19 protein-coding genes are annotated in these 18,906 nt (G+C 72.4%); 16 read left to right on the forward strand and 3 right to left on the reverse strand.

Translation table 11 applies throughout. From position 1 onward, the window contains the following. Positions 1 to 5 precede the first annotated feature (5 nt). The 12 genes from ABZT02_RS04525 to ABZT02_RS04580 all read left to right on the forward strand — a co-directional run bounded on the left by ABZT02_RS04525 (position 6) and on the right by ABZT02_RS04580 (position 11,305). On the forward strand, positions 6 to 1,487 hold the full coding sequence (locus ABZT02_RS04525) for a SulP family inorganic anion transporter (RefSeq protein WP_356014124.1): 1,482 nt from the start codon (positions 6 to 8) through the stop codon (positions 1,485 to 1,487). A 100-nt stretch (positions 1,488 to 1,587) separates the two neighbouring features. Then, positions 1,588 to 2,364 carry a slipin family protein gene (locus ABZT02_RS04530; RefSeq protein WP_356014125.1) on the forward strand — a complete coding sequence of 259 codons (777 nt, stop codon included), beginning with the start codon at positions 1,588 to 1,590 and terminating at the stop codon, positions 2,362 to 2,364. Positions 2,365 to 2,464: 100 nt separating this feature from the next. Continuing rightward, a complete protein-coding gene (locus ABZT02_RS04535) occupies positions 2,465 to 3,832 on the forward strand; it encodes a PhoX family protein (protein ID WP_356014127.1) in 1,368 nt (455 codons plus the stop codon). A gap of 80 nt (positions 3,833 to 3,912) precedes the next feature. Beyond that, positions 3,913 to 4,809 carry a polyphosphate kinase 2 family protein gene (locus ABZT02_RS04540; RefSeq protein WP_356014129.1) on the forward strand — a complete coding sequence of 299 codons (897 nt, stop codon included), beginning with the start codon at positions 3,913 to 3,915 and terminating at the stop codon, positions 4,807 to 4,809. 21 nt (positions 4,810 to 4,830) lie between these two features. Further along, on the forward strand, positions 4,831 to 6,348 hold the full coding sequence (locus ABZT02_RS04545; RefSeq protein WP_356014131.1) for an FAD-dependent oxidoreductase: 1,518 nt from the start codon (positions 4,831 to 4,833) through the stop codon (positions 6,346 to 6,348). A 57-nt stretch (positions 6,349 to 6,405) separates the two neighbouring features. Further along, positions 6,406 to 7,233: a polysaccharide deacetylase family protein gene (locus ABZT02_RS04550; RefSeq protein WP_356014133.1), complete on the forward strand. Its 828-nt coding sequence runs from the start codon at positions 6,406 to 6,408 to the stop codon at positions 7,231 to 7,233. 9 nt (positions 7,234 to 7,242) lie between these two features. Beyond that, the gene (locus ABZT02_RS04555) at positions 7,243 to 7,422 is read left to right on the forward strand and encodes a hypothetical protein (RefSeq protein WP_356014134.1); all 180 of its coding nucleotides are present in this window, start codon (positions 7,243 to 7,245) and stop codon (positions 7,420 to 7,422) included. A gap of 16 nt (positions 7,423 to 7,438) precedes the next feature. Further along, on the forward strand, positions 7,439 to 8,155 hold the full coding sequence (locus ABZT02_RS04560) for a peptidyl-tRNA hydrolase (RefSeq protein ID WP_356014136.1): 717 nt from the start codon (positions 7,439 to 7,441) through the stop codon (positions 8,153 to 8,155). Continuing rightward, the gene (locus ABZT02_RS04565; protein ID WP_356014138.1) at positions 8,152 to 8,754 is read left to right on the forward strand and encodes a TetR/AcrR family transcriptional regulator; all 603 of its coding nucleotides are present in this window, start codon (positions 8,152 to 8,154) and stop codon (positions 8,752 to 8,754) included. Before ABZT02_RS04560 ends, ABZT02_RS04565 begins: the two co-directional genes overlap by 4 nt. Before the next feature lie 82 nt (positions 8,755 to 8,836). After that, positions 8,837 to 9,244 (forward strand): hypothetical protein, encoded by a 408-nt coding sequence (locus ABZT02_RS04570; protein WP_356014139.1) that lies wholly within the window; start codon positions 8,837 to 8,839, stop codon positions 9,242 to 9,244. Further along, entirely contained in the window at positions 9,244 to 9,849 is a 606-nt protein-coding gene (locus ABZT02_RS04575; protein WP_356014140.1) for a TIGR03086 family metal-binding protein, read from the forward strand. The genes ABZT02_RS04570 and ABZT02_RS04575 overlap by 1 nt, the downstream gene beginning before the upstream one ends. A 148-nt stretch (positions 9,850 to 9,997) precedes the next feature. After that, positions 9,998 to 11,305, forward strand: a complete 1,308-nt coding sequence (locus tag ABZT02_RS04580; protein ID WP_356014141.1) for a DUF692 domain-containing protein — start codon at positions 9,998 to 10,000, stop codon at positions 11,303 to 11,305. A gap of 162 nt (positions 11,306 to 11,467) precedes the next feature. Here ABZT02_RS04580 and ABZT02_RS04585 read toward each other — a convergent pair whose 3' ends face one another. Then, a complete protein-coding gene (locus tag ABZT02_RS04585; RefSeq protein ID WP_356014143.1) occupies positions 11,468 to 11,950 on the reverse strand; it encodes an ACT domain-containing protein in 483 nt (160 codons plus the stop codon). 160 nt (positions 11,951 to 12,110) lie between these two features. Here ABZT02_RS04585 and ABZT02_RS04590 point away from each other — a divergent pair, with 160 nt between their 5' ends. The 3 genes from ABZT02_RS04590 (at position 12,111) to ABZT02_RS04600 (ending at position 15,580) form a co-directional block, all read left to right on the forward strand. Beyond that, positions 12,111 to 12,905 carry a DUF4142 domain-containing protein gene (locus ABZT02_RS04590; RefSeq protein ID WP_356014146.1) on the forward strand — a complete coding sequence of 265 codons (795 nt, stop codon included), beginning with the start codon at positions 12,111 to 12,113 and terminating at the stop codon, positions 12,903 to 12,905. A 99-nt stretch (positions 12,906 to 13,004) separates the two neighbouring features. Continuing rightward, the gene (locus tag ABZT02_RS04595; RefSeq protein ID WP_356014147.1) at positions 13,005 to 13,847 is read left to right on the forward strand and encodes a TIGR04222 domain-containing membrane protein; all 843 of its coding nucleotides are present in this window, start codon (positions 13,005 to 13,007) and stop codon (positions 13,845 to 13,847) included. A 116-nt stretch (positions 13,848 to 13,963) separates the two neighbouring features. Then, positions 13,964 to 15,580, forward strand: a complete 1,617-nt coding sequence (locus ABZT02_RS04600) for an alpha/beta hydrolase (protein WP_356014149.1) — start codon at positions 13,964 to 13,966, stop codon at positions 15,578 to 15,580. Here ABZT02_RS04600 and hemQ read toward each other — a convergent pair whose 3' ends face one another. Beyond that, positions 15,581 to 16,312, reverse strand: a complete 732-nt coding sequence (gene hemQ, locus ABZT02_RS04605) for a hydrogen peroxide-dependent heme synthase (RefSeq protein WP_020122144.1) — start codon at positions 16,310 to 16,312, stop codon at positions 15,581 to 15,583. A gap of 5 nt (positions 16,313 to 16,317) precedes the next feature. After that, the gene (gene hemG, locus ABZT02_RS04610; RefSeq protein ID WP_356014151.1) at positions 16,318 to 17,757 is read right to left on the reverse strand and encodes a protoporphyrinogen oxidase; all 1,440 of its coding nucleotides are present in this window, start codon (positions 17,755 to 17,757) and stop codon (positions 16,318 to 16,320) included. Between the two features lie 157 nt (positions 17,758 to 17,914). Here hemG and ABZT02_RS04615 point away from each other — a divergent pair, with 157 nt between their 5' ends. Then, positions 17,915 to 18,904, forward strand: coding sequence for a DUF4349 domain-containing protein (locus ABZT02_RS04615; RefSeq protein ID WP_356014152.1), 990 nt, complete (start codon positions 17,915 to 17,917; stop codon positions 18,902 to 18,904). The last annotated feature ends 2 nt before the right edge of the window (positions 18,905 to 18,906 follow it).

Consider the following 18,906-nt stretch of genomic DNA (forward strand, 5'->3'; position numbering starts at 1 on the left):
TCGCCATGATGACCAAATACCCTCACCTGCGGCAGGACTTCGCCGCGTCCCTGGTCGTCTTCCTGGTCGCGCTCCCGCTCTGCGTGGGCGTGGCCGTCGCCTCCGGAGTCCCGGCCGAACTCGGCCTCGTCACCGGCATAGTCGGCGGTCTGGTCACCGGACTCATGCGGGGCAGCAGCCTCCAGGTCTCCGGGCCGGCCGCCGGTCTGACCGTCCTCGTCTTCGAGGCGGTCGACGAGTTCGGGCTGCCCGCTCTCGGTGTGATCGTGCTGACCGCCGGACTGCTCCAGCTCGCCATGGGCGCCCTCAGGCTGGGGCGCTGGTTCCGGGCGATATCCGTCTCGGTCGTCGAGGGCATGCTGGCCGGAATCGGCCTCGTGCTCATCGCCGGCCAGCTGTACTCGGCGGCCGGCCTGAAGGCACCGACCACGGGTGTCGACAAGATCCTGGGGCTGCCCGGTGCCGCCCTCGACGCGCTCGGCAGCAGCACGGCGCTTGCCTCGCTCGCCGTCGGCGCGGGCACCGTCGCGGTGCTCGTGCTGTGGAAGAAGCTGCCCAAGAAGGCGCAGACCGTGCCCGGCGCTCTCGCCGCGGTCCTGCTGGCCACCCTGGTCACCCAGGTCTTCGGCCTGTCGATAGCCACCGTCGAGGTGAACGGCCTGCTGGACTCCATCCAGCCGCCCGGCACGGACGCCTTCGGCGAGCTGGCCAACCCCGCCATCTTCGGCACGATCATCGCCTTCACCCTGATCGCCTCCGCCGAGAGCCTGTTCAGCGCCGCGGCGGTGGACCGTCTGCACGACGGCCCGCGCACCGAGTACGACAAGGAACTCATGGCCCAGGGCGCGGGCAACACGCTGTGCGGCGCGCTCGGCGCCCTGCCCATGACCGCGGTCATCGTGCGCAGCTCCGCCAACGTCCAGGCGGGCGCGAAGACCAAGGCGTCCCGGGTCATGCACGGCGTGTGGCTGCTGCTGTTCGCGGCTCTGCTGCCCTCGACGCTGGCGCTGATCCCGCTGCCCGCGCTCGCCGGCATCCTGGTCCACGCGGGCTTCAAGCTGATCCCCTTCCGGAGCATCGTGTCGCTGTGGCGCGGCCACCGCGGCGAGGCGCTGATCCTGGTGGCCACGGCCGTCTCCATCGTCGCGGTGAACATGTTCGAGGGCGTGCTGATCGGTCTGGCCCTGTCGGTCGTCAAGACCGCGTGGGAGGCCTCGCACCTCAAGCTGGAGATCGTCGACAAGGGCGCGGGCCCGATCCAGGCGCACCTGTCGGGCAACGCGACCTTCCTGCGGCTGCCGAAGATCCTCGACAGCCTGGAGTCGCTGCCCCAGGACCGGCCCGTGGAGCTGGACCTCTCCGGTCTGCACCACCTGGACCACGCGTGCCGTACGGCCCTGGAGAACTGGGCCGAGCGGCACAGCGCGGTCGGCACGGAACCGGTCCGGGTCACCGAACCGGAGCTGGTGAAGGCCACCACGCCGTAGTGCTCCGACGCCCGGTCCGGGGCCTGTCATGGCTTCGGACCGGGCACCGGGCATATCGTTGCAGGAGCAGACATACAGACCTCTGGACGAGGAGGTCGGAATGCTCCAGGAACTGTTGACGGCGGCCGTGGCGGTCGGTTCCGCGGGGGTCGTCTACCTCGCGGCGGCGGCCCGGGTCGTCAAGCAGTACGAGCGCGGGGTGGTCTTCCGCCTCGGACGCCTCGCGGGCGAGGTGCGCGAGCCCGGATTCACGGCGATCGTGCCGTTCGTGGACCGGCTGCACAAGGTGAACATGCAGATCGTCACGCTCCCCGTGCCGGCCCAGGAGGGCATCACGCGGGACAACGTGACCGTGCGCGTGGACGCGGTCGTCTACTTCCGGGTCGTCGACGCGGCGAGCGCCCTGGTCAAGGTCGAGGACTACAAGTTCGCCGTCTCCCAGATGGCGCAGACCTCGCTGCGCTCGATCATCGGCAAGAGCGAGCTCGACGACCTGCTGTCCAACCGCGAGAAGCTCAACGAGGGCCTGGAGCTGATGATCGACAGCCCGGCCGTCGGCTGGGGCGTGCAGGTGGACCGCGTCGAGATCAAGGACGTGTCCCTGCCGGACGCGATGAAGCGGTCGATGGCCCGGCAGGCCGAGGCCGACCGTGAGCGGCGGGCCCGGATCATCAACGCCGACGCCGAACTGCAGGCCTCCAAGAAGCTCGCGGAGGCCGCCAAGGAGATGTCCGAGCAGCCCGCCGCGCTCCAACTCAGGCTGCTCCAGACGGTCGTGGCGGTGGCCGCCGAGAAGAACTCGACGCTCGTCCTGCCCTTCCCGGTGGAGCTGCTGCGCTTCCTGGAGCGGGCGCAGGAGCACCCGCCCGGGACGTGACGGGCGGGGACACGCTACGCGCGTGGTTCCCGCGGGCCGACCCAGGTGATAGACACAGCGACGTCACAGTCCTGTCCGCCAGCAGGAAGGTTGCTTTGCCATGTCCGCAACACGACGTCAGGTCCTGGCCCGCTCCGGCGCCTTGGGCGTGGGCATCGCCTTCACCGGCGCCCTCTCCGAGCTCTTCGCCGGCACCGCCGCCGCCCAGTCCCTCGGACACACCGGCTACGGCCCCCTCGTCCCCGATCCCAAGGGCCTGCTGGACCTGCCGAAGGGCTTCCGCTACAAGGTCCTCTCCCGCGAGGGCGACCAGCTGCGCTCCGGCGAGGGCAAGGTCCCCTCCAACCACGACGGCATGACCGCTCTGCCCGGCAGACACGGTCGCGTCCACCTGGTCCGCAACCACGAGAACCGCCCCACCGCGGCCATCGCCGTCCCCACCGTCGAGGGCCTGACCTACGACCCGGCGGGCAAGGGCGGCTGTACGGCCCTCACGCTGGACTCCCGCAACAACGTGCTCTCGGAGCGGGTCGCCATCGCCGGTACTGCGGTCAACTGCGCGGGCGGGCCCACCCCTTGGGGCACCTGGCTGACCTGCGAGGAGACCGAGGACAAGGCCGGCACCAACGGCTACACCAAGGACCACGGCTTCATCTTCGAGGTCGATCCGACGGACCCGGGCAAAAGTGGCGCGGTCCCGCTGACCGCGATGGGCCGCTTCCAGCACGAGGCGATCGCGATCGACCCCAAGCGCGGCATCGTCTACGAGACCGAGGACGCCTTCCTCAAGCCCTTCGGCCTCTTCTACCGCTTCCTGCCCAACAGGCCCGAGGGCGGCCTCGGTTCACTGCGCGCGGGCGGCCGGCTCCAGGCGATGCGGGTGCCCGGGGTACCCGACCTGTCGGTGGTCCAGGAGACCGGTGCCTGCTTCGAGGGCATCGAGTGGGTCGACGTACCGGACCCGCTGGCCACCCAAACCCCGGTCCGGCTCCAGGACTTCGGCCCGAAGGGCATCACGCACGCCCAGAAGCTGGAGGGCTGTTACTGGGGCGGGAAGAGCGTCTACTTCGTGTCGTCGTTCGCGCACAGCGCCGAGGGGTCGGCCGCCGACCACTTCGGGCAGATCTGGCGCTACGACCCTTCGGCGCGCCGGCTGACCCTGGTGATCGTCTTCGGCCCGGACACCGACGTGCAGCTGCCCGGCGAGTCCCCGGACAACATCTGCCTGGCCCCGAGCGGCGGCCTGATGGTGTGCGAGGACGGCAACGGCGCCCAGCACGTCTTCGGTGTGACCCGGCACGGCGAGGTCTACGCGATGGCCCGCGGCCGGCAGAACATCGGCACGCCCGAGGCACCGGAGTGGGGCGAGTTCGCGGGCGTCACCTTCTCCCCCGACGGGCAGACGATGTACGTCAACTGCTACACGCCCGGGACGACCTTCGCGGTGACGGGGCCCTGGCGCAGGTAGCCGCCCTCCACGACGGCTGGCGCGCCCCGGTCCTCCGGCGCAGGATCGAGGGGCCGGGCCCGGACCGGAAGGGGTGCCCCATGGCGAAGAAGGGCTCGAAGACCCACGCTGCGAAGAAGGGCTCGAAGGGCGGGGGCGACCTCGCCCTGCGCGAGCTGCTGCGCGTACCGGGCGGCAAGCCGGTGGACCTGGCCGCCCACGACGCCCGGGAGACCCCGGCAGGCCCCCAGGACAAGCGGGCGGGCCAGGCCGCGATGACCGAGCTGGCCACGCCGCTCGCCGACCTGCAGGAACGTCTGTGGGCGGCGAGCACGGCGGGCGACCGGCGCCGGGTCCTGCTGGTGCTGCAGGGCATGGACACCAGCGGCAAGGGCGGCACGGTCAAGCACGTCATCGGCCTGTTCAACCCGTCGGGCTGCCGTATCCACGCCTTCAAGGCGCCCACGCCGAAGGAACTCACGCACCCCTTCCTGTGGCGCGTCAAAAAGGCCCTGCCGCAAGCCGGTGAGCTGGGCATCTTCGACCGCTCGCACTACGAGGACGTCCTCATCGCCCGTGTCCGCTCGCTCGCCCCGCCCGCCGAGATCGAGCGCCGCTACGACGAGATCAACCGCTTCGAGAAGTCCCTCACCGACGACGGCGTCACCGTCGTCAAGTGCTTCCTGCACATCTCGTACGGCGAACAGCGCGACCGCCTCCTCAAGCGACTGGACCGCCCGGACAAGCACTGGAAGTTCAACGTCTCGGACATCGACGAGCGCGCCCTGTGGCCCGCCTACCAGCAGGCGTACGAGACGGCCCTGGAGCGCTGCTCGACACCGCACGCCCCCTGGTATCTGGTCCCCGCCGACCGCAAGTGGTACCGGAACTGGGCGGTGAGCCGGCTTCTGCTGGAACACCTGTCGCAGCTGGACCCGCGCTACCCCAAGGCCGACTTCGACGTGGAGGAGGCCCGCAGGCGGCTGCTGGAACAGTGAATCCCGGGGTACCCGGGGCACATGACCGAGAACCGGCACGTCAAGGGCTCGTACTGGCTGGAGACGGCACCCGGCGGGGCCCGGCCGCCACTGACCGAGGATCTCGACGTCGACGTGGCCGTCATCGGCGCCGGTATCGCCGGGCTGAGCACGGCGTGGGAGCTGACGCGGGCCGGGCGGCGGGTGGCGGTTTTGGAGGCCGGGCAGGTGGCCGCCGGAGTCACCGGGCACACCACCGCCAAACTGACCGCACTGCACACCCTGATCTACGACAAGCTGCGCCGTACCCGCGGCCCCGAGGGCGCCCGGCTGTACGCCCGCTCGCAGAGCGAGGCGATCGAACGGGCCGCGGAGATCGCGGCCGAGCTGGGCGTCGACTGCGACTGGGAGCAGCGCAGCGCCTACACCTACGTCCGTGACGAGAGCCGGGTCGAGGAGCTGCGGGCCGAGGCGGCGGCCGCCCGGGAGGCGGGGCTGCCGGCGTCGTTCGTGACGGAGACCGGGCTGCCGTTCCCGGTGGCGGGCGCGGTACGGGTGACCGGTCAGGCGCAGTTCCATCCGCGCAAGTACCTGCTGGCGTTGGCCGAGGACCTGGTCGCCTCGGGCGCGGCCGTCCACGAGCACACCGCAGTCCTCGGGCTCGACGAGGGCGAGCCGTGCCGGCTGTCGACCGACACCCGGGCCACGGTGACGGCCCGGGACGTCGTGGTCGCCACCCACTACCCGATCTTCGACCGGGCCCTGCTGTTCACCCGGCTCTCGCCACGCCGTGAGCTGGTCGTCGCCGGGACCCTCGACCGGGAGCGGGATCCGGACGGCATGTACATCACGCCGGACGAGGACACCCGGTCGGTCCGCACGGCTCCCTGGGACGCCGACCGGCGTCTGCTCATCGTCACCGGTGAGCACTTCACGCCGGGCACGGGCGACACCCGGGCCCGGTTCGACGAGCTCTCCGCCTGGGCCGTCCGGCACTTCCCCGGCGTCGAGCTCACCCACGCCTGGGCCACCCAGGACAACGACCCCACCGACACCGTGCCGATGGTCGGCCCGCTGCACCCGGGGGCCCGGCACACCTACGTCGCCACCGGCTTCGGCGGCTGGGGCATGAGCGGCGGCATCATGGCGGGCCGCCTGCTCGCGGCCCAGATCACGGGCGAGGACTGCGCCTGGAGCGACCTGTACGACCCGCGCCGTCTGCTCTCCCAGGTCCGTGAGGCCCCGTCCTTCCTCAAGACCCAGGCCCAGGTGGCCCGTCACTTCGTCGGCGACCGCCTGCGTCCCGCGCCTCCGCTGGAGTCGCTTCCGCCGGGAGAGGGCGCCGTGGTCCGCGTGAACGGCGACCGTCTCGCGGTCTACCGCGACGACGACGGCAGCCTCCACGCCGTCTCCCCCCGCTGCACCCACCTCGGCTGCCTGGTCTCCTTCAACGGGGCCGAGGACGCCTGGGAGTGCCCCTGCCACGGCTCGCGCTTCGCCACGGACGGCAAGGTGATCCAGGGACCGGCGACCAAGCCGCTGGAGCGGCGGGACATCTGAGCGGGTGACGTCACGGCCAGGGTGAGCGGGAAATGATACATTTCGCCCTATTTTCATATGGTGATCACTCTGGTACGACGCGTCACCGCCGCCTGTGTCCTCGCCGCCGCCCTCACGGCCTGCGCCGCCACTCCCCATCCGGCGGCCCCTCGCCCGGCCCACCCGGCCCCCTCCGCGACCTCCGCACCCCCCACGCTCGCCCCCGGCCCCGGAGGCCTGACCCCCGTCTTCAAGAACGGCTCCCGCGCCCACGGCAGGACGGTCGCGCTCACCTTCGACGCCGACATGACCGCGGACCAAGGGGCCCGGGCGGCAGCCGGTGAGCACTTCGACAATCCCGGGCTGATCGCGGCGCTGCGCGCCCTGAAGGTGCCGGCCACCGTGTTCATGACCGGGCGCTGGGCCGAGGAGTATCCGAAGCAGGCCCGCTCCCTCGGACGGGACCCGCTGTTCGAGATCGCCAACCACTCCTACAGCCACTACGCCTTCACCGACGACTGCTACGGGCTGCCGACGGTCTCCGGTGACCGGATGCGGGCGGACGTGGAGCGGGCGTACGCGGCGTTCCGGAGAGCCGGGGTGCCGGACGCGAGGCCGTACTTCCGTTTTCCCGGCGGATGCTACGACCGGCGGGCGCTGAAGGCGCTGACCCCGGTCGGCGTGACCGCCGTGCAGTGGGACGTGGTGAGCGGGGACGCGTTCGCGACGGACGCGGAGGCGGTGTCCCGGCAGGTGCTGGAGGGGGTGCGGCCGGGGTCGGTCGTGGTCATGCACTGCACGCGCAGTGCCGCGCCGACGACGGAACGGGTGGTGCGGACCGTGGTGCCGCAGCTGCGCGCGCGGGGGTTCCGGTTCGTGAAGGTGTCCGAGCTGATCGGGTCCTAGGCTGGAGGTATGAGCGAGGACTACTGCACGATCGGCGACGTGCCGAAGCCTCCGGTCGCCGACGGGCCGCCGTACGCGCAGTGCGTGCTGTGCCGGGAGCCGACGGAGTATCCGGAATCGTACAAGGGGATCACCCTGTGCCCCGTCTGCGAGTGGCAGGAGGCACAGCGGACGGCTTGTTCGGGGTGACCTTAGGGTTGTCCGGGTGAGCCACGACGTGACGCCCTCGACCGACAGCCCCTTCCGCCCCGAGCCGACCGCACGCGACCAGGCACCCCAGTTCGTGCTGCCCCTGGTCGTCCGCATCGAGAAGGCCGCTCCGCCCGCTCGGACCGACGCCCTGGAGACCGCCGCCCGCGCCGTTCTCGTGATGCTCGGCGACGAGCGCTCGGTCGGCGACGGGGAGTGGGCCGAGGCCGTGCGGGACTGGCAGGACGCCCGGATCCGGAAGGTCGTACGACGGGCCCGCGGGGCCGAGTGGCGGCGGGCCGAGGCACTGCCCGGCATCACCGTGACGGGGAAGGCGGCGGAGGTACGGGTGTTCCCGCCCGTGCCGCTCGACGGGTGGCCCAAGGAACTGGCCAGACTCCAGGTCTCCGGCACCGACCTCGACGATCCCGAGCCGCCCGGCGAGGCGGACACGACCGCTCCCGTGCTGTGGCTCAGCCCGGACCTCGACATGTCGGCCGGCAAGGCGATGGCCCAGGCCGGTCACGGTGCTCAACTGGCCTGGTGGGAACTGTCGGACGAGGAGCGGGCCGCCTGGCGGGACGCCGGGTTCCCGCTCGCCGTACGCACCGCGGATCCCCGGCGCTGGTCCGAACTCACCACCAGCGGGCTGCCGTTGGTCCGTGACGCCGGCTTCACCGAGATCGCGCCCGGCTCCTGCACGGTCGTCGCGGACCATCCGGCGCTGCGATGACCAGGGTCGACGGGCGCGTCGAGCGGGGCAACCGCACCCGGCGGACCGTGTTGCGGCGTGCCGTCGACATCGCCTCGGTCGAGGGACTGGAGGCGCTGTCGGTGGGGCGGCTGGCCGGGGAGCTGGAGCTGAGCAAGAGCGGGGTGTTCGCCCTGTTCGGCTCCAAGCAGGAGTTGCAGCTGGCGACCGTGCGGGAGGCCTCGCGGATCTTCGTCGCCGAGGTGCTGGAGCCGGTCTCCGAGGCGGCCGACGGGGTCGATCGACTGCGGGGCCTGTGCGAGGGCTGGCTGCGGTATTCGGAGCGGCGGGTCTTCCCCGGGGGCTGTTTCTTCTACGGCGTGATGGCCGAGTTCGACGCCCGCGAGGGAGCCGTCCATGACGCCCTCGTCGAGGCACAGCGCTCCTGGCTCGGGGAGTTGGAGAGGTGCGCCGGACGGGCGAGGGCCGCGGGTGAGCTGGGCGCGGACACCGATCCGGCGCAACTCGCCTTCGAGGTCGTCGCGTTGATGGAGACGGCGAACGCGATGTCGGTACTGCACGGCGAGGCCGCGCCCTATGTGCGGGCCCGGCGGGGCATCGCCGCACGGCTGCGGACCTGACACCTGAACCATTGCTCGGCCGGAGTCGTCCCGGGCACGGAAACTACTAGCACGATCGTTCGTTTAGTTTTATGGTCGGGGCATGGGCATTCCTCGACCACGCATCCTGCGCTCCCGCTGGAAGTCCGGCCCCGCCATCCCGCTCGACGATCCCGTGCTCGTCGGCGTCACCGACTTCACCGCCCACGACCACGGGCAGTTGCTGGCCGTCGCGCGGGCCGGGATGCGGTTGCGCCGCACCTGGCCGTCGACTCCCGGCGCGGTCGGGATGTGGCTGTGGGTGGACCCACTCCGCCGACGGTCCGGGTCCGTGTCCGTGTGGGCCGACGAGCGAGGACTGAAGGAGTTCACCGGCCGCCCCGACCACGTACGCATCGTCCGCGCGTATCGCGGGCGCGGCGAACTGCGGTCGGCCCGGCGGGAGTTCGAGGAGTTCGACCCTGATGCCGTGTGGGCGTACGCCCTGGATCTGATCACCGAGGAGCACTGATGGATGTGGTCGAGCTGGACCGGATCGCCGTACAGGAGGCTGCGCGGGTGGTGGAGCTGGCCCGGGGCGGGGACGACGGGGACTGGGCGCGGGACACCCCCTGCGCGGGGTGGGACCTGCGACGGCTGGTGGCCCACATGACCGCGCAGCACCACGGGTTCGCGGCCGCCGCCCGCGGCGTGGGCGGCGAGTTGGGGTACTGGCGGGAACCGGAGGAGGTGGACGAGCCCGCCCGGGCGCATCGCGCGGCCGCCGACGCGGTGCTCTCCGCGTTCGCCGAACCGGGTGCGCTGGAGCGGGAGTTCGTGCTGCCGGAGCTGGGCGGAGGGTTCGCCGGCCGTACGGCGATCGGCTTTCACTTCGTCGACTACGTCGTGCACGCGTGGGACGTGGCGGCCGCGCTCGGGGTGCGACTCCGGCTGGCCGACGAGGTGCTCGTCGCGGCGCTGGCGGTGGCCCGGCGCGTCCCGACCGATCCCGCCGGCCGTGGCCCGGGGTTCGCGTTCGCGCCCGCACGGAAGGTGCCGGAGCGGGCCGGGCCGCTGGAGGAGACGCTGCGGCTGCTGGGCCGGGAGCCGGAGGCGTGGCCCGGAACCAGCGTGTGACCTCACGTCCTCGCGGGGGTCGAACCTCAAATGTTGCTCTGAACGTCCCCCCGGCACGGTTCGAGCCCGTACCCCGGGGCCATACCTCCGTCACGCCGAGCGGGCGACGACCGAGCGGATGCGGGAGAGGCCGAGGAGGGGGACGGACATGGAGCGACTGGGCACGGGGATCGGGTGGCGGCCGGAGATCGCGGACGCCGTGGAGGGCATGCCCGGCATCGAGTGGGTCGAGGCCGTGGCCGAGAACGTCTGCCCCGGGCACCTGCCCGAGTCGCTGCGGCGGCTGCGCGAGCGCGGGGTGACCGTGGTGCCGCACGGCGTCTCGCTCGGCCTCGGCGGCGCGGACCGGCCCGACGCGGGGCGGCTGCTGGCTCTCGCCGAGCGGGCCGAGGCGCTGGGATCGCCGCTGGTCACCGAGCACATCGCGTTCGTCCGCGCGGGCGGCCCGCTGACCGTCTCCCCGCGCCTGGAGGCGGGACATCTGCTGCCCGTCCCGCGCACCCGGGACGCCCTGGACGTCCTGTGCGAGAACATCCGCATCGCCCAGGACGCGCTGCCGGTGCCGCTCGCCGTGGAGAACATCGCCGCACTGATCTCGTGGCCGGGCGAGGAGATGACCGAGGGGCAGTTCCTGTACGACCTCGCCGACCGCACGGGGGTACGGCTGCTGATCGACGTGGCCAACCTGCACACCAACCACGTCAACCGCGGCGAGGACCCGGCCGCGGCACTCGCCGAACTTCCCCTGGAGGCCATCGCGTACGTCCATGTCGCGGGCGGGTTCGAGCGGGACGGGGTGTGGCACGACAGCCACGCCCACCCGGTCCCGCGACCGGTCCTCGACATCCTCACCGACCTCGCGTCCCGGGTCTTGCCGCCGGGGGTACTGCTGGAGCGGGACGAGAACTTTCCCGAACCGGCTGAACTGGAGCGGGAGTTGGGGGCCATTCGCGAGGCGGTGGAGAAGGGGGGCGGCGCGCGGGCCGGAGGCGCGTGGGGCGCCGCCGCGTCCGCGGAGCCGTCGGGCGTCTCGACCGACCCCGCCCGCCAGCGGCTCGCCCTCGCCCAGACCGCCCTGCTGTCCGCGCTCGCGGCGGGAACGCCAGTGCCGGAGGGCTTCGACCGGGTACGGCTGGGGGTGCAGGCGCGGGCGCTCGCGGGGAAGCGGGCGGATGTGGTGGCGAAGGTGGCGCCCGAGCTGCCGGTGATCCTGGGGACGGGGTATCGACCGGCGTTCCTGGCGTATGCGCAGGGGGCGCCGATGGCCGACGGGTATCGGCGGGATGCGCTGGACTTCGCCGAACACCTGCTGCTGGGAGGGGAATTGCAGGAGGCGAGGGCACGACGGGAGCTGCGGGAGTGGTGGTTGGAGCGGTCGGGCCCGGCACCGAGGTCCCGCAGGCCGGGGTTGCGGCTGGCCCGGGCCACGCGCAAGGTGCTGCTGCGGCGCCGTTGACCGGCGCGCAGTGAGCACAGATCGAGCCGTTGCTCGGCAACCGGCAGAGCATCCACAACGACGCTGAGGGGCGGCAGACCGCCTCACGCGCCGGCTCAGAAAAGCTCGCCGTACACCTAGTGACAGAGGCTCAGACCGCTGGCCACCCCTGTCTCGGCTCAGTCATTCGGCCACATGGTGACCGGCCCGGCGGAGCACACCGACGGCTTCCTCAAGTCGGTCGGCCGGGACGAGTACGAGGTCTCCGTCGTAGCTCGCGGCGGTCCAGACCGGGAGCTCACCGGCCGCGAGCGGCGCGACGACGGCGCTGAGCATCCCCGTCGCCTCCGGGTCGTGCGCGTCATCGCCGTTCCACAGCGCCGCCCAGCCGTCCTCGGCCGTGTCGTCGCGCCGCATCGCCGCGCCTCCGTCCGGACCGAGCACGAGCGCGAGCAGGCCGGATTCGAGGGTGACCTCGCGGACGTCGGAGACCCGCTCGAGAACGAAGCGGCCTTCGAGCACACGCAGGTTCTGAGTCCGGGCGACCGGCACCGAACTCACGCCCCGCGCGGCCGGTGCACGCGCTGGTACAGCATCCGAGTCCGCCTGACCGTTTTCGTCGTCGCCGTCCTGAGCCATGCGCATGTCCTCCGATTGCGTCGTCACGATCCCGAAGGTGGCCGAGGGCGTTGCACCCCCGAAAGGGCACGATATTCGGCTGTTCCGCGAGGGACCACACCCTACGAAGGGCCGCACGGACTCGGCAGTAATATGTCAGTCCCGCACCTGAAACCCTCTAGCGTGCGGTGCCGCAACAGGAGGCACCATGCGAGCGCGACCGCGACCGCCCGTCAAGGGGCGAGGCATCTTCACCGGCACCGGGGTCATCATCGCCGGACTGACGGCGACCCTCGTGGCCCTGCTCATCCCGATCTGGTCGTACGCCGACCGCTCCGGCACCGGACTGAGCGTGCTCAAGGCCGGAACCGTGACGACACCGTACGGACCGCTCTCGGCGCTGGACCGGGACTTCGTCACGAAGGTGCGGCTGGCGGGGCTGTGGGAGCTGCCCGCGGGCCAGCAGGCCCAGCTGAAGGGGACGACGCAGGCCGTGCGGACGGCGGGGCAGCACCTCGTGGAGGGGCACACTTTCCTGGACGCACGCGTGCGTGACGTGGCGTCCAAGCTCGGACTCGCCCTGCCCAACGAGCCCAACGACCAGCAGAAGCAGTGGCTCGCCACCTTGAACCAGGCGCAGGGCGTCGACTACGACCGCCAGTTCGCCAACATCCTGCGCCTCGCGCACGGCAGGGTCTTCTCGGTCGTCGCCGAGGTCCGCGCGAGCACCCAGAACTCCCTGGTCCGCGCCCTGGCCGACGACGCCAACACCACCGTGCTCGACCACATCAAGATCCTGGAGGCCACCGGGTACGTCGACTTCGGCGCCCTGGCACAGGACATGGCCGCGGGCAGCACCCCGCCGATCGCCAACTCCCCCACGCCGCCCGGCCCGACGACCGACCCGGGCCAGGTCGTGCCTGTCACCCCGACGCCGTACGCGACGACCTTCACCCTTCCCCCGGCCGCCTCCAGCCCGCCTCCGGTCCCCGTGCCGTCGTAGTTCACTTCCGGACAAACGGAACGTCACACACCGACAACGCTCCGTCCGGATCCTGAACAGCCCATGGCGCCGCCAGGGCCTTTGGCATAGAAACGCGGCATGTTCTGGGTTCTTCTTCTGCTGCTGGCCTGGGCCGCCGCCGGCACCGCGTGCACCCGGCTGTGCCTGGCCGCCGTACACGCGGCGGCCGCGGACGCGGATCCCCGGGCACATGATCTGACGCTCTACGAGGCCGCGTTCCTGTCCGGCGGCCCGCGACGGGTCGCCGATCTGACGCTCGTCTCCATGGCCCGGCAGCGACGGCTGCTGCTGGCACACACCGGCTGGGCGACCGTCGTCGATCCGCGCGGCCGGGACGAGATGGAGCGCACGGTCATCGGGGCCATCGGGCCGGAGGGACAGTCCCGGATCGCTCCGGTGCGGGCGGACGCGGCCTCGGCGGACGCGGTGCGCAGCCTCGCCGACCGGCTCGTGGACGCGGGACTCGCCGTGCCCGACGGCGCCCGCTCCGGCATCGCGGCAGGCGTACGCCAGGTACGGCTGGCCGCGGTGGCCGTCGTCGCACTGGGCGCCATCGCCCTGCTGGTGCCCGCCCCGTCGGAGATGCCGCGGCACCTGGTCGCCCTCTGGTTCGCGCTGCCGCTCGCCCTCAGCCTGAGCTGTCTGGCCATCACGCGGGTGGAGGTCCACCCGTACTCGCGCTGGGCCTCCCCGGCCGGCCAGCGGCTGCTCGGCGCCCTGACCCGGCGCCCTGGCGGCACGGACGAGCGGACGTATCTCACCTCCGTCGCCGTGCGCGGTATCAGCGCGATCGGCGAACCGGGCCTGCGCGCGGCCTTCGCCCACCGTGAGCAGCACCACGGCCCGCACCGCGCGCAGGGGCGAGGACAACGGCCCGGTGGGCACGGCGAGGAGGACCGCCGTCCGCACCGGCGCGACTGAGCCCACCCGGGGGCGCACGGAGGCATTGGGGCCGACACCGGCGGGGCGGTGCTTGCCTTCACCCACAGCCGAACGAAACTTCCCTTTTGTCGCTGCCGCGCACCGAAGGGATACCGATGAGAGCTCCCGCCCTCTACACGGCCGCCGGGTCCTTGCTCCTGACCGCGCTCGTCGCCGCACCGGCCGGGGGCGCTACGGCCGCCCCGGGCGCGGCGGAACTCCACGGCACCGCGGTCGCCGCCGCGCGTGCCGGGGCGGCCGGGATCCGCTTCGGCGCCTGCCCCGCGGTGGAGGACCTGCCCGAGGGCGTCCGGTGCGGCACGGTGTCCGTCCCGCTCGACTACGCGCGCCCCGACGGCCGGCAGATCGAACTGACCGTCAGCCGCGTGCCGGCCACCCACAAGGACCCGCACAACAGCAAGCGCCGCGTGCCCCGGCAGGGCGCCCTGGTCTTCAACCCCGGCGGTCCCGGCGCCTCCGGCATGTACTTCCCGCTGGTCGGCGCGCTCCCCGAATGGAAGAGGCTCGCCGCGGCCTACGACCTGGTGGGCTACGCCCCGCGCGGGGTGGGCCGTTCGGCGCCGCTGTCCTGCACGGACCCGAAGCACTACTTCAAGGCACCCACGCAGGCGCCGACGCACCCCTCGGAGTCGTACAAGAAGGAACGCATCGCGCAGGCGAAGGCGTACGCGCGCGGATGCGCGCGGCGGGCGGGAACGGCTCTGCGCTCCTACACCTCCCTGAACAACGCCCGGGACCTCGACGTCCTGCGGGCCGCGCTGGGCGAGCGGAAGCTGACGTTCACGGGGGCGTCGTACGGGACCTACTTCGGCGCGCTGTACGCGACGCTGTTCCCCTCACACGTACGGCGGATGGTGTTCGACGCGGCGGTGAACCCGGACCCGGAGCAGGTCTGGTACCGCAACAACCTGGACCAGTCGGCCGCGTTCGAGGGGCGCTGGGCGGACTTCCGGGAGTGGGTCGCCCGGCACGACGACGTGTACGGGCTCGGGGCCACGGCCGACGAGGTGCTGCGCAGCTACGAGAAGGCGGCGGCGCGGCTGGCCGCCGAGCCGGCCGGCGGGAAGGTCGGGCCGGGCCAGTTGCAGGGGGCGTTCCTGTCGGCCGGTTACTACGACGACTTCTGGCCGCATCGGGCACAGGCCCTGTCGGCGTACCTCAAGGGCGATCCGAAGCCGCTGATCCAGCAGGCGCGGCCGCATCAGGAGGCGGCGAAGGAGGCCGAGAACTCGAGTGCGGTCTACACGGCCGTCGAGTGCAACGACGCGGCCTGGCCCACGGACTGGAAGGTGTGGGACCGGGACAACACACGGCTGGCACGGGTGGCGCCGTTCGAGACATGGGGCAACGTGTGGACGAATCTGCCCTGCGCGTACTGGCCGGCGCCTCGTCAGCAGGCCCTGGACGTGCGGACCGGGCCCGGTGAGGTGCCGCCCACGCTGATCCTGGCGGCCGAGCGGGACGCGGCGACCCCCTACGACGGCGCCCTGGAGCTGCACCGGCGGCTGTCCGGGTCGGTGCTGGTGACCGAGCGGGACGCGGGCACGCACGGCATCGCGGGCGGCCCGAACCCCTGCGTCAACGGATACCTGGACGCCTACCTGCTGGAGGGCAGCCTCCCGGTGCGGCGCGCCACGTGCGCCCCGCACCCCGAGCCGAAACCGAAGCCGAAGGCCGGCCCCCACAAGGCGACCGGCAAACCGACTCGCTGATCAGGCGAGGCCCGCCACGAGGTCGCCGAGGTCCTTGCGGCGGCCCGTGTAGAACGGCACCTCCTCGCGGACGTGCATGCGGGCCTCCGACGCACGCAGGTGGCGCATGAGGTCGACGATGCGGTAGAGCTCGTCGGCCTCGAACGCCAGGATCCACTCGTAGTCGCCCAGGGAGAAGGAGGCGACCGTGTTGGCGCGGACGTCCGGGTAGCCGCGGGCCATCTTGCCGTGGTCGGCGAGCATGCGGCGGCGGTCCTCGTCGGGCAGGAGGTACCAGTCGTAGGAGCGGACGAACGGGTACACGCTGACGTAGTCGCGAGCGTGCTCGTCCGCCAGGAACGCCGGGATGTGCGAGCGGTTGAACTCGGCGGGGCGGTGCAGCGCCATGTTCGACCAGACCGGCTCCAGGGCGCGGCCCAGCTTCGTGCGGCGGAAGAGGTTGTACGCCTCCTGCAGCTGGTCACTGGTCTCCGCGTGCCACCAGATCATGACGTCGGCGTCGGCGCGCAGCCCGGACACGTCGTAGGTGCCGCGGATCGTGACGTCCTTGGCCGCGAGCTGGTCGAACAGCTCCTGGACCTCGTCGGCGTAGCCGGTGCGGTCCTCGGGCAGCACGTCCTTCAGCTTGAAGACGGACCAGAGCGTGTAACGGATGACCTCGTTGAGGTCCTTGGCCAGCTTGCCCTTGTTCGGGACCCTGCCGGACTCGGGGGTGGGGGCGTCGTTGCTCATGGGTCTTATTCTCCCGCTCCGCCATGGAGACTCTGCACCGGGTTGGCGGTGAGCTCCCGTACGGCGGTCAGGTCGCCCCGGATCTGGTCCACGGCCGCGTAGGCGCTCGCGATGCAGGCCGGGATGCCGACGCCGTCGTACTGCGCGCCGCACACCGCGAGGCCCGGGAGCTTGGCGACGTGCTCACGGATGCGGGACACACGCGCGTAGTGACCGACGGGGTACTGGGGCAGGCCGTCGGTCCAGCGGGTGACGCGGGTCTCGAGAGGGGTGGCGTCCAGGCCGGTGGCCGCTTCGAGGTCCTGGCGGGAGACGTCGACCAGGTCGGCGTCGGCGCGCTCCAGGATCTTCGTCTCGCCGTAGCGGCCGACGGAGGTGCGCAGGACGACCATGTCCGGGTTCTCGTCGGCGATCCAGCCCCACTTCTGGGAGGCGAAGGTGGACGCCTTGATGGTGCGGCCGTCGACCGGCGGGACGAGGAAGCCGCTGCCGGCCGGCAGGGCGGTGTCGGCGCGGCGGTAGGCGAGGGTGACCAGGGCCATGGAGGCGTACTCCACGGTGTCGAGCTCGGTGGCGGCCTCGGGGGCCTCGGCGCGCAACAGGCCCGCGGCGGCCGGGGCCGGGACGGCGACGATCACTGCGTCGGCGTGCAGGACGCGGTCCCCGGTGACGACCCTCCAGCCGCCGGACGGCTCGCGGCGCAGTTCGCTCACCGGGGCGCCGGTGACGATCTCGCCGCCGCGCGCGCGGACCGAGTCGGCGACGGCGAGCGGGAGGGTGCCGACGCCGCCCTCGATGCCCATGAACACCGGGCCGGTCTGCTGGTTGGCGGCCATCCGCGCCTGGATCTCGCGGACGCCCTCCGTGAGGGAGGTGTGGGTCCTGGCGACCTGGAAGAGCTGCGGGACCGCCGAGCGCATCGAGATGCGGTACGCGTCGCCCGCGTACACCCCGCCGAGGAGGGGTTCGATGAGGCGGTCGACGACCTCGCGGCCCAGGCGCGCCGCCACGTACTCCCCGACCGCCACGTCGTCGCCGACCTCCGTGCGGGGCAGCTCGGCGTCCTGCCCGATGCGGGCGAGGCCCTCGTCGGACAGCACCCCGGCGAGCGCGTCGGCGGTGCCGGGGACGCCCATGACGTGGCCCTTGGGCATGGGGCGCAGGGCGCCGCGGGTCCAGATCGAGGCGGTCGCGGTGGCGGGCGGCTGGAGGCGCTCGCCGAGGCCCACCTCACGCGCCAGGTCCACCGCCTCCGGCCTGCGGGCCAGCATCGACTCGGCGCCGAGGTCCACGCGCGCGCCCGCGATCTCGCCGGGCAGCAGCTTGCCGCCGACACGGTCCGACGCCTCCAGCACGGTGACGCGCGCGCCACCCCGCGACAGCCGGTGGGCCGCGGCCAGTCCCGCGATGCCGGCTCCGATGACGACGACCTGTGATCCGCTCATGGCCCCAGCCTCTCAGACCCCACTGACAGTCCACCGGTGCCCCGGTGTCCTCCACGAGTCCTGACCGTGACCGCATCGGAACCACCGGAGTCCAACGTCCGCGGCCCCTCCGGCGTCGAAGGAGCGTCAGTTGTTCACGACCCTCGGGGGGACACCCATGCGGACATCACGTTCACGAAGTTCGGTACGGCCCGTGCAGGCCCTGGCCGGGCTTCTGCTGGCCGCGGCTCTCGCGCTGACCGGGTGCAGCGGGGGCGCCGACTCCAGCAGCGACGGCGGCAGCGCCCTTTCCGACGGCAAGGCGGCGCAGAGCGAGGCGAGGGGCGCGGCCGGTGCCGAGGACAGCGCGAGCGGCAAGCGGGCCACCGCCGCACCCCAGCCCGCCACGAACCACATCATCCGCACCGCCACGCTGACCGTGCAGGTCAAGAACGTACCGAAGGCGCTCGCGGCGGCCCGCACCACCACCGAGAACGCGGGCGGGTTCGTCGGCAAGGAGTCCACCTCCCGCGACGAGGAGGGCCACGAGCAGACGGAGGTGGTGCTGCGGGTGCCCGTCGAGAAGTACGACGAGGTCCTCGCCGATCTGGAGGGCGCGGGCAAGCTCCTGGAGCGCACCGCGAACGCGCAGGACGTCACCGACCAGGTCGTCGACGTGCAGAGCCGGATCGCGACGCAGCGCGCGAGTGTGGCGCGGATCCGGGAGCTGATGGACAAGGCGACCGTGCTGAGCGACGTGGTGACCCTGGAGGGCGAACTGAGCACCCGTCAGGCCGACCTGGAGTCGCTGCTGGCCCGCCAGGCGTCCCTGAAGGACCGCACGACGCTGGCCACCATCACTCTGTCCCTGTCCGAGAAGCCCGTCGTCATGGCCGAGGAGGACGACGACCCCGGCGTCGTGGACGCGCTGGCGGGCGGCTGGGACGCGTTCGTGACCATGCTGCGCTGGGTCGTGATGGCGCTGGCCGCGGTGCTGCCGTTCCTGGCGGGGATCGCGTTGCTCGTGCTGGTGTGGCTGCGGGTGGTCCGGCCCCGGCTGCCGCGCCGGCCCGCCCCCGCCGCCGCCTCGACCGCTCTGGGCCCGCTGCCCATGGCGCGTCCCGTACCGGACCCGGAGCGTGAGCAGGAGCGGGGCGGGCAGGACTGAAA

Source organism: Streptomyces sp. NPDC005402, from assembly GCF_040606575.1.
In the GTDB taxonomy this organism is placed as follows: Bacteria; Actinomycetota; Actinomycetes; order Streptomycetales; family Streptomycetaceae; genus Streptomyces.

What these genes read in the sequence shown, in the direction of transcription:
- ABZT02_RS04525 (WP_356014124.1), top strand. Translation starts at nt 6, where the DNA reads ATGATGACCAAATACCCTCACCTGCGGCAGGACTTCGCCGCGTCCCTG.
- ABZT02_RS04530 (WP_356014125.1), top strand. Translation starts at nt 1,588, where the DNA reads ATGCTCCAGGAACTGTTGACGGCGGCCGTGGCGGTCGGTTCCGCGGGG.
- ABZT02_RS04535 (WP_356014127.1), top strand. Translation starts at nt 2,465, where the DNA reads ATGTCCGCAACACGACGTCAGGTCCTGGCCCGCTCCGGCGCCTTGGGC.
- ABZT02_RS04540 (WP_356014129.1), top strand. Translation starts at nt 3,913, where the DNA reads ATGGCGAAGAAGGGCTCGAAGACCCACGCTGCGAAGAAGGGCTCGAAG.
- ABZT02_RS04545 (WP_356014131.1), top strand. Translation starts at nt 4,831, where the DNA reads ATGACCGAGAACCGGCACGTCAAGGGCTCGTACTGGCTGGAGACGGCA.
- ABZT02_RS04550 (WP_356014133.1), top strand. Translation starts at nt 6,406, where the DNA reads ATGGTGATCACTCTGGTACGACGCGTCACCGCCGCCTGTGTCCTCGCC.
- ABZT02_RS04555 (WP_356014134.1), top strand. Translation starts at nt 7,243, where the DNA reads ATGAGCGAGGACTACTGCACGATCGGCGACGTGCCGAAGCCTCCGGTC.
- ABZT02_RS04565 (WP_356014138.1), top strand. Translation starts at nt 8,152, where the DNA reads ATGACCAGGGTCGACGGGCGCGTCGAGCGGGGCAACCGCACCCGGCGG.
- ABZT02_RS04570 (WP_356014139.1), top strand. Translation starts at nt 8,837, where the DNA reads ATGGGCATTCCTCGACCACGCATCCTGCGCTCCCGCTGGAAGTCCGGC.
- ABZT02_RS04575 (WP_356014140.1), top strand. Translation starts at nt 9,244, where the DNA reads ATGGATGTGGTCGAGCTGGACCGGATCGCCGTACAGGAGGCTGCGCGG.
- ABZT02_RS04580 (WP_356014141.1), top strand. Translation starts at nt 9,998, where the DNA reads ATGGAGCGACTGGGCACGGGGATCGGGTGGCGGCCGGAGATCGCGGAC.
- ABZT02_RS04590 (WP_356014146.1), top strand. Translation starts at nt 12,111, where the DNA reads ATGCGAGCGCGACCGCGACCGCCCGTCAAGGGGCGAGGCATCTTCACC.
- ABZT02_RS04595 (WP_356014147.1), top strand. Translation starts at nt 13,005, where the DNA reads ATGTTCTGGGTTCTTCTTCTGCTGCTGGCCTGGGCCGCCGCCGGCACC.
- ABZT02_RS04600 (WP_356014149.1), top strand. Translation starts at nt 13,964, where the DNA reads ATGAGAGCTCCCGCCCTCTACACGGCCGCCGGGTCCTTGCTCCTGACC.
- hemQ (WP_020122144.1), bottom strand. Translation starts at nt 16,312, where the DNA reads ATGAGCAACGACGCCCCCACCCCCGAGTCCGGCAGGGTCCCGAACAAG.
- hemG (WP_356014151.1), bottom strand. Translation starts at nt 17,757, where the DNA reads ATGAGCGGATCACAGGTCGTCGTCATCGGAGCCGGCATCGCGGGACTG.
- ABZT02_RS04615 (WP_356014152.1), top strand. Translation starts at nt 17,915, where the DNA reads ATGCGGACATCACGTTCACGAAGTTCGGTACGGCCCGTGCAGGCCCTG.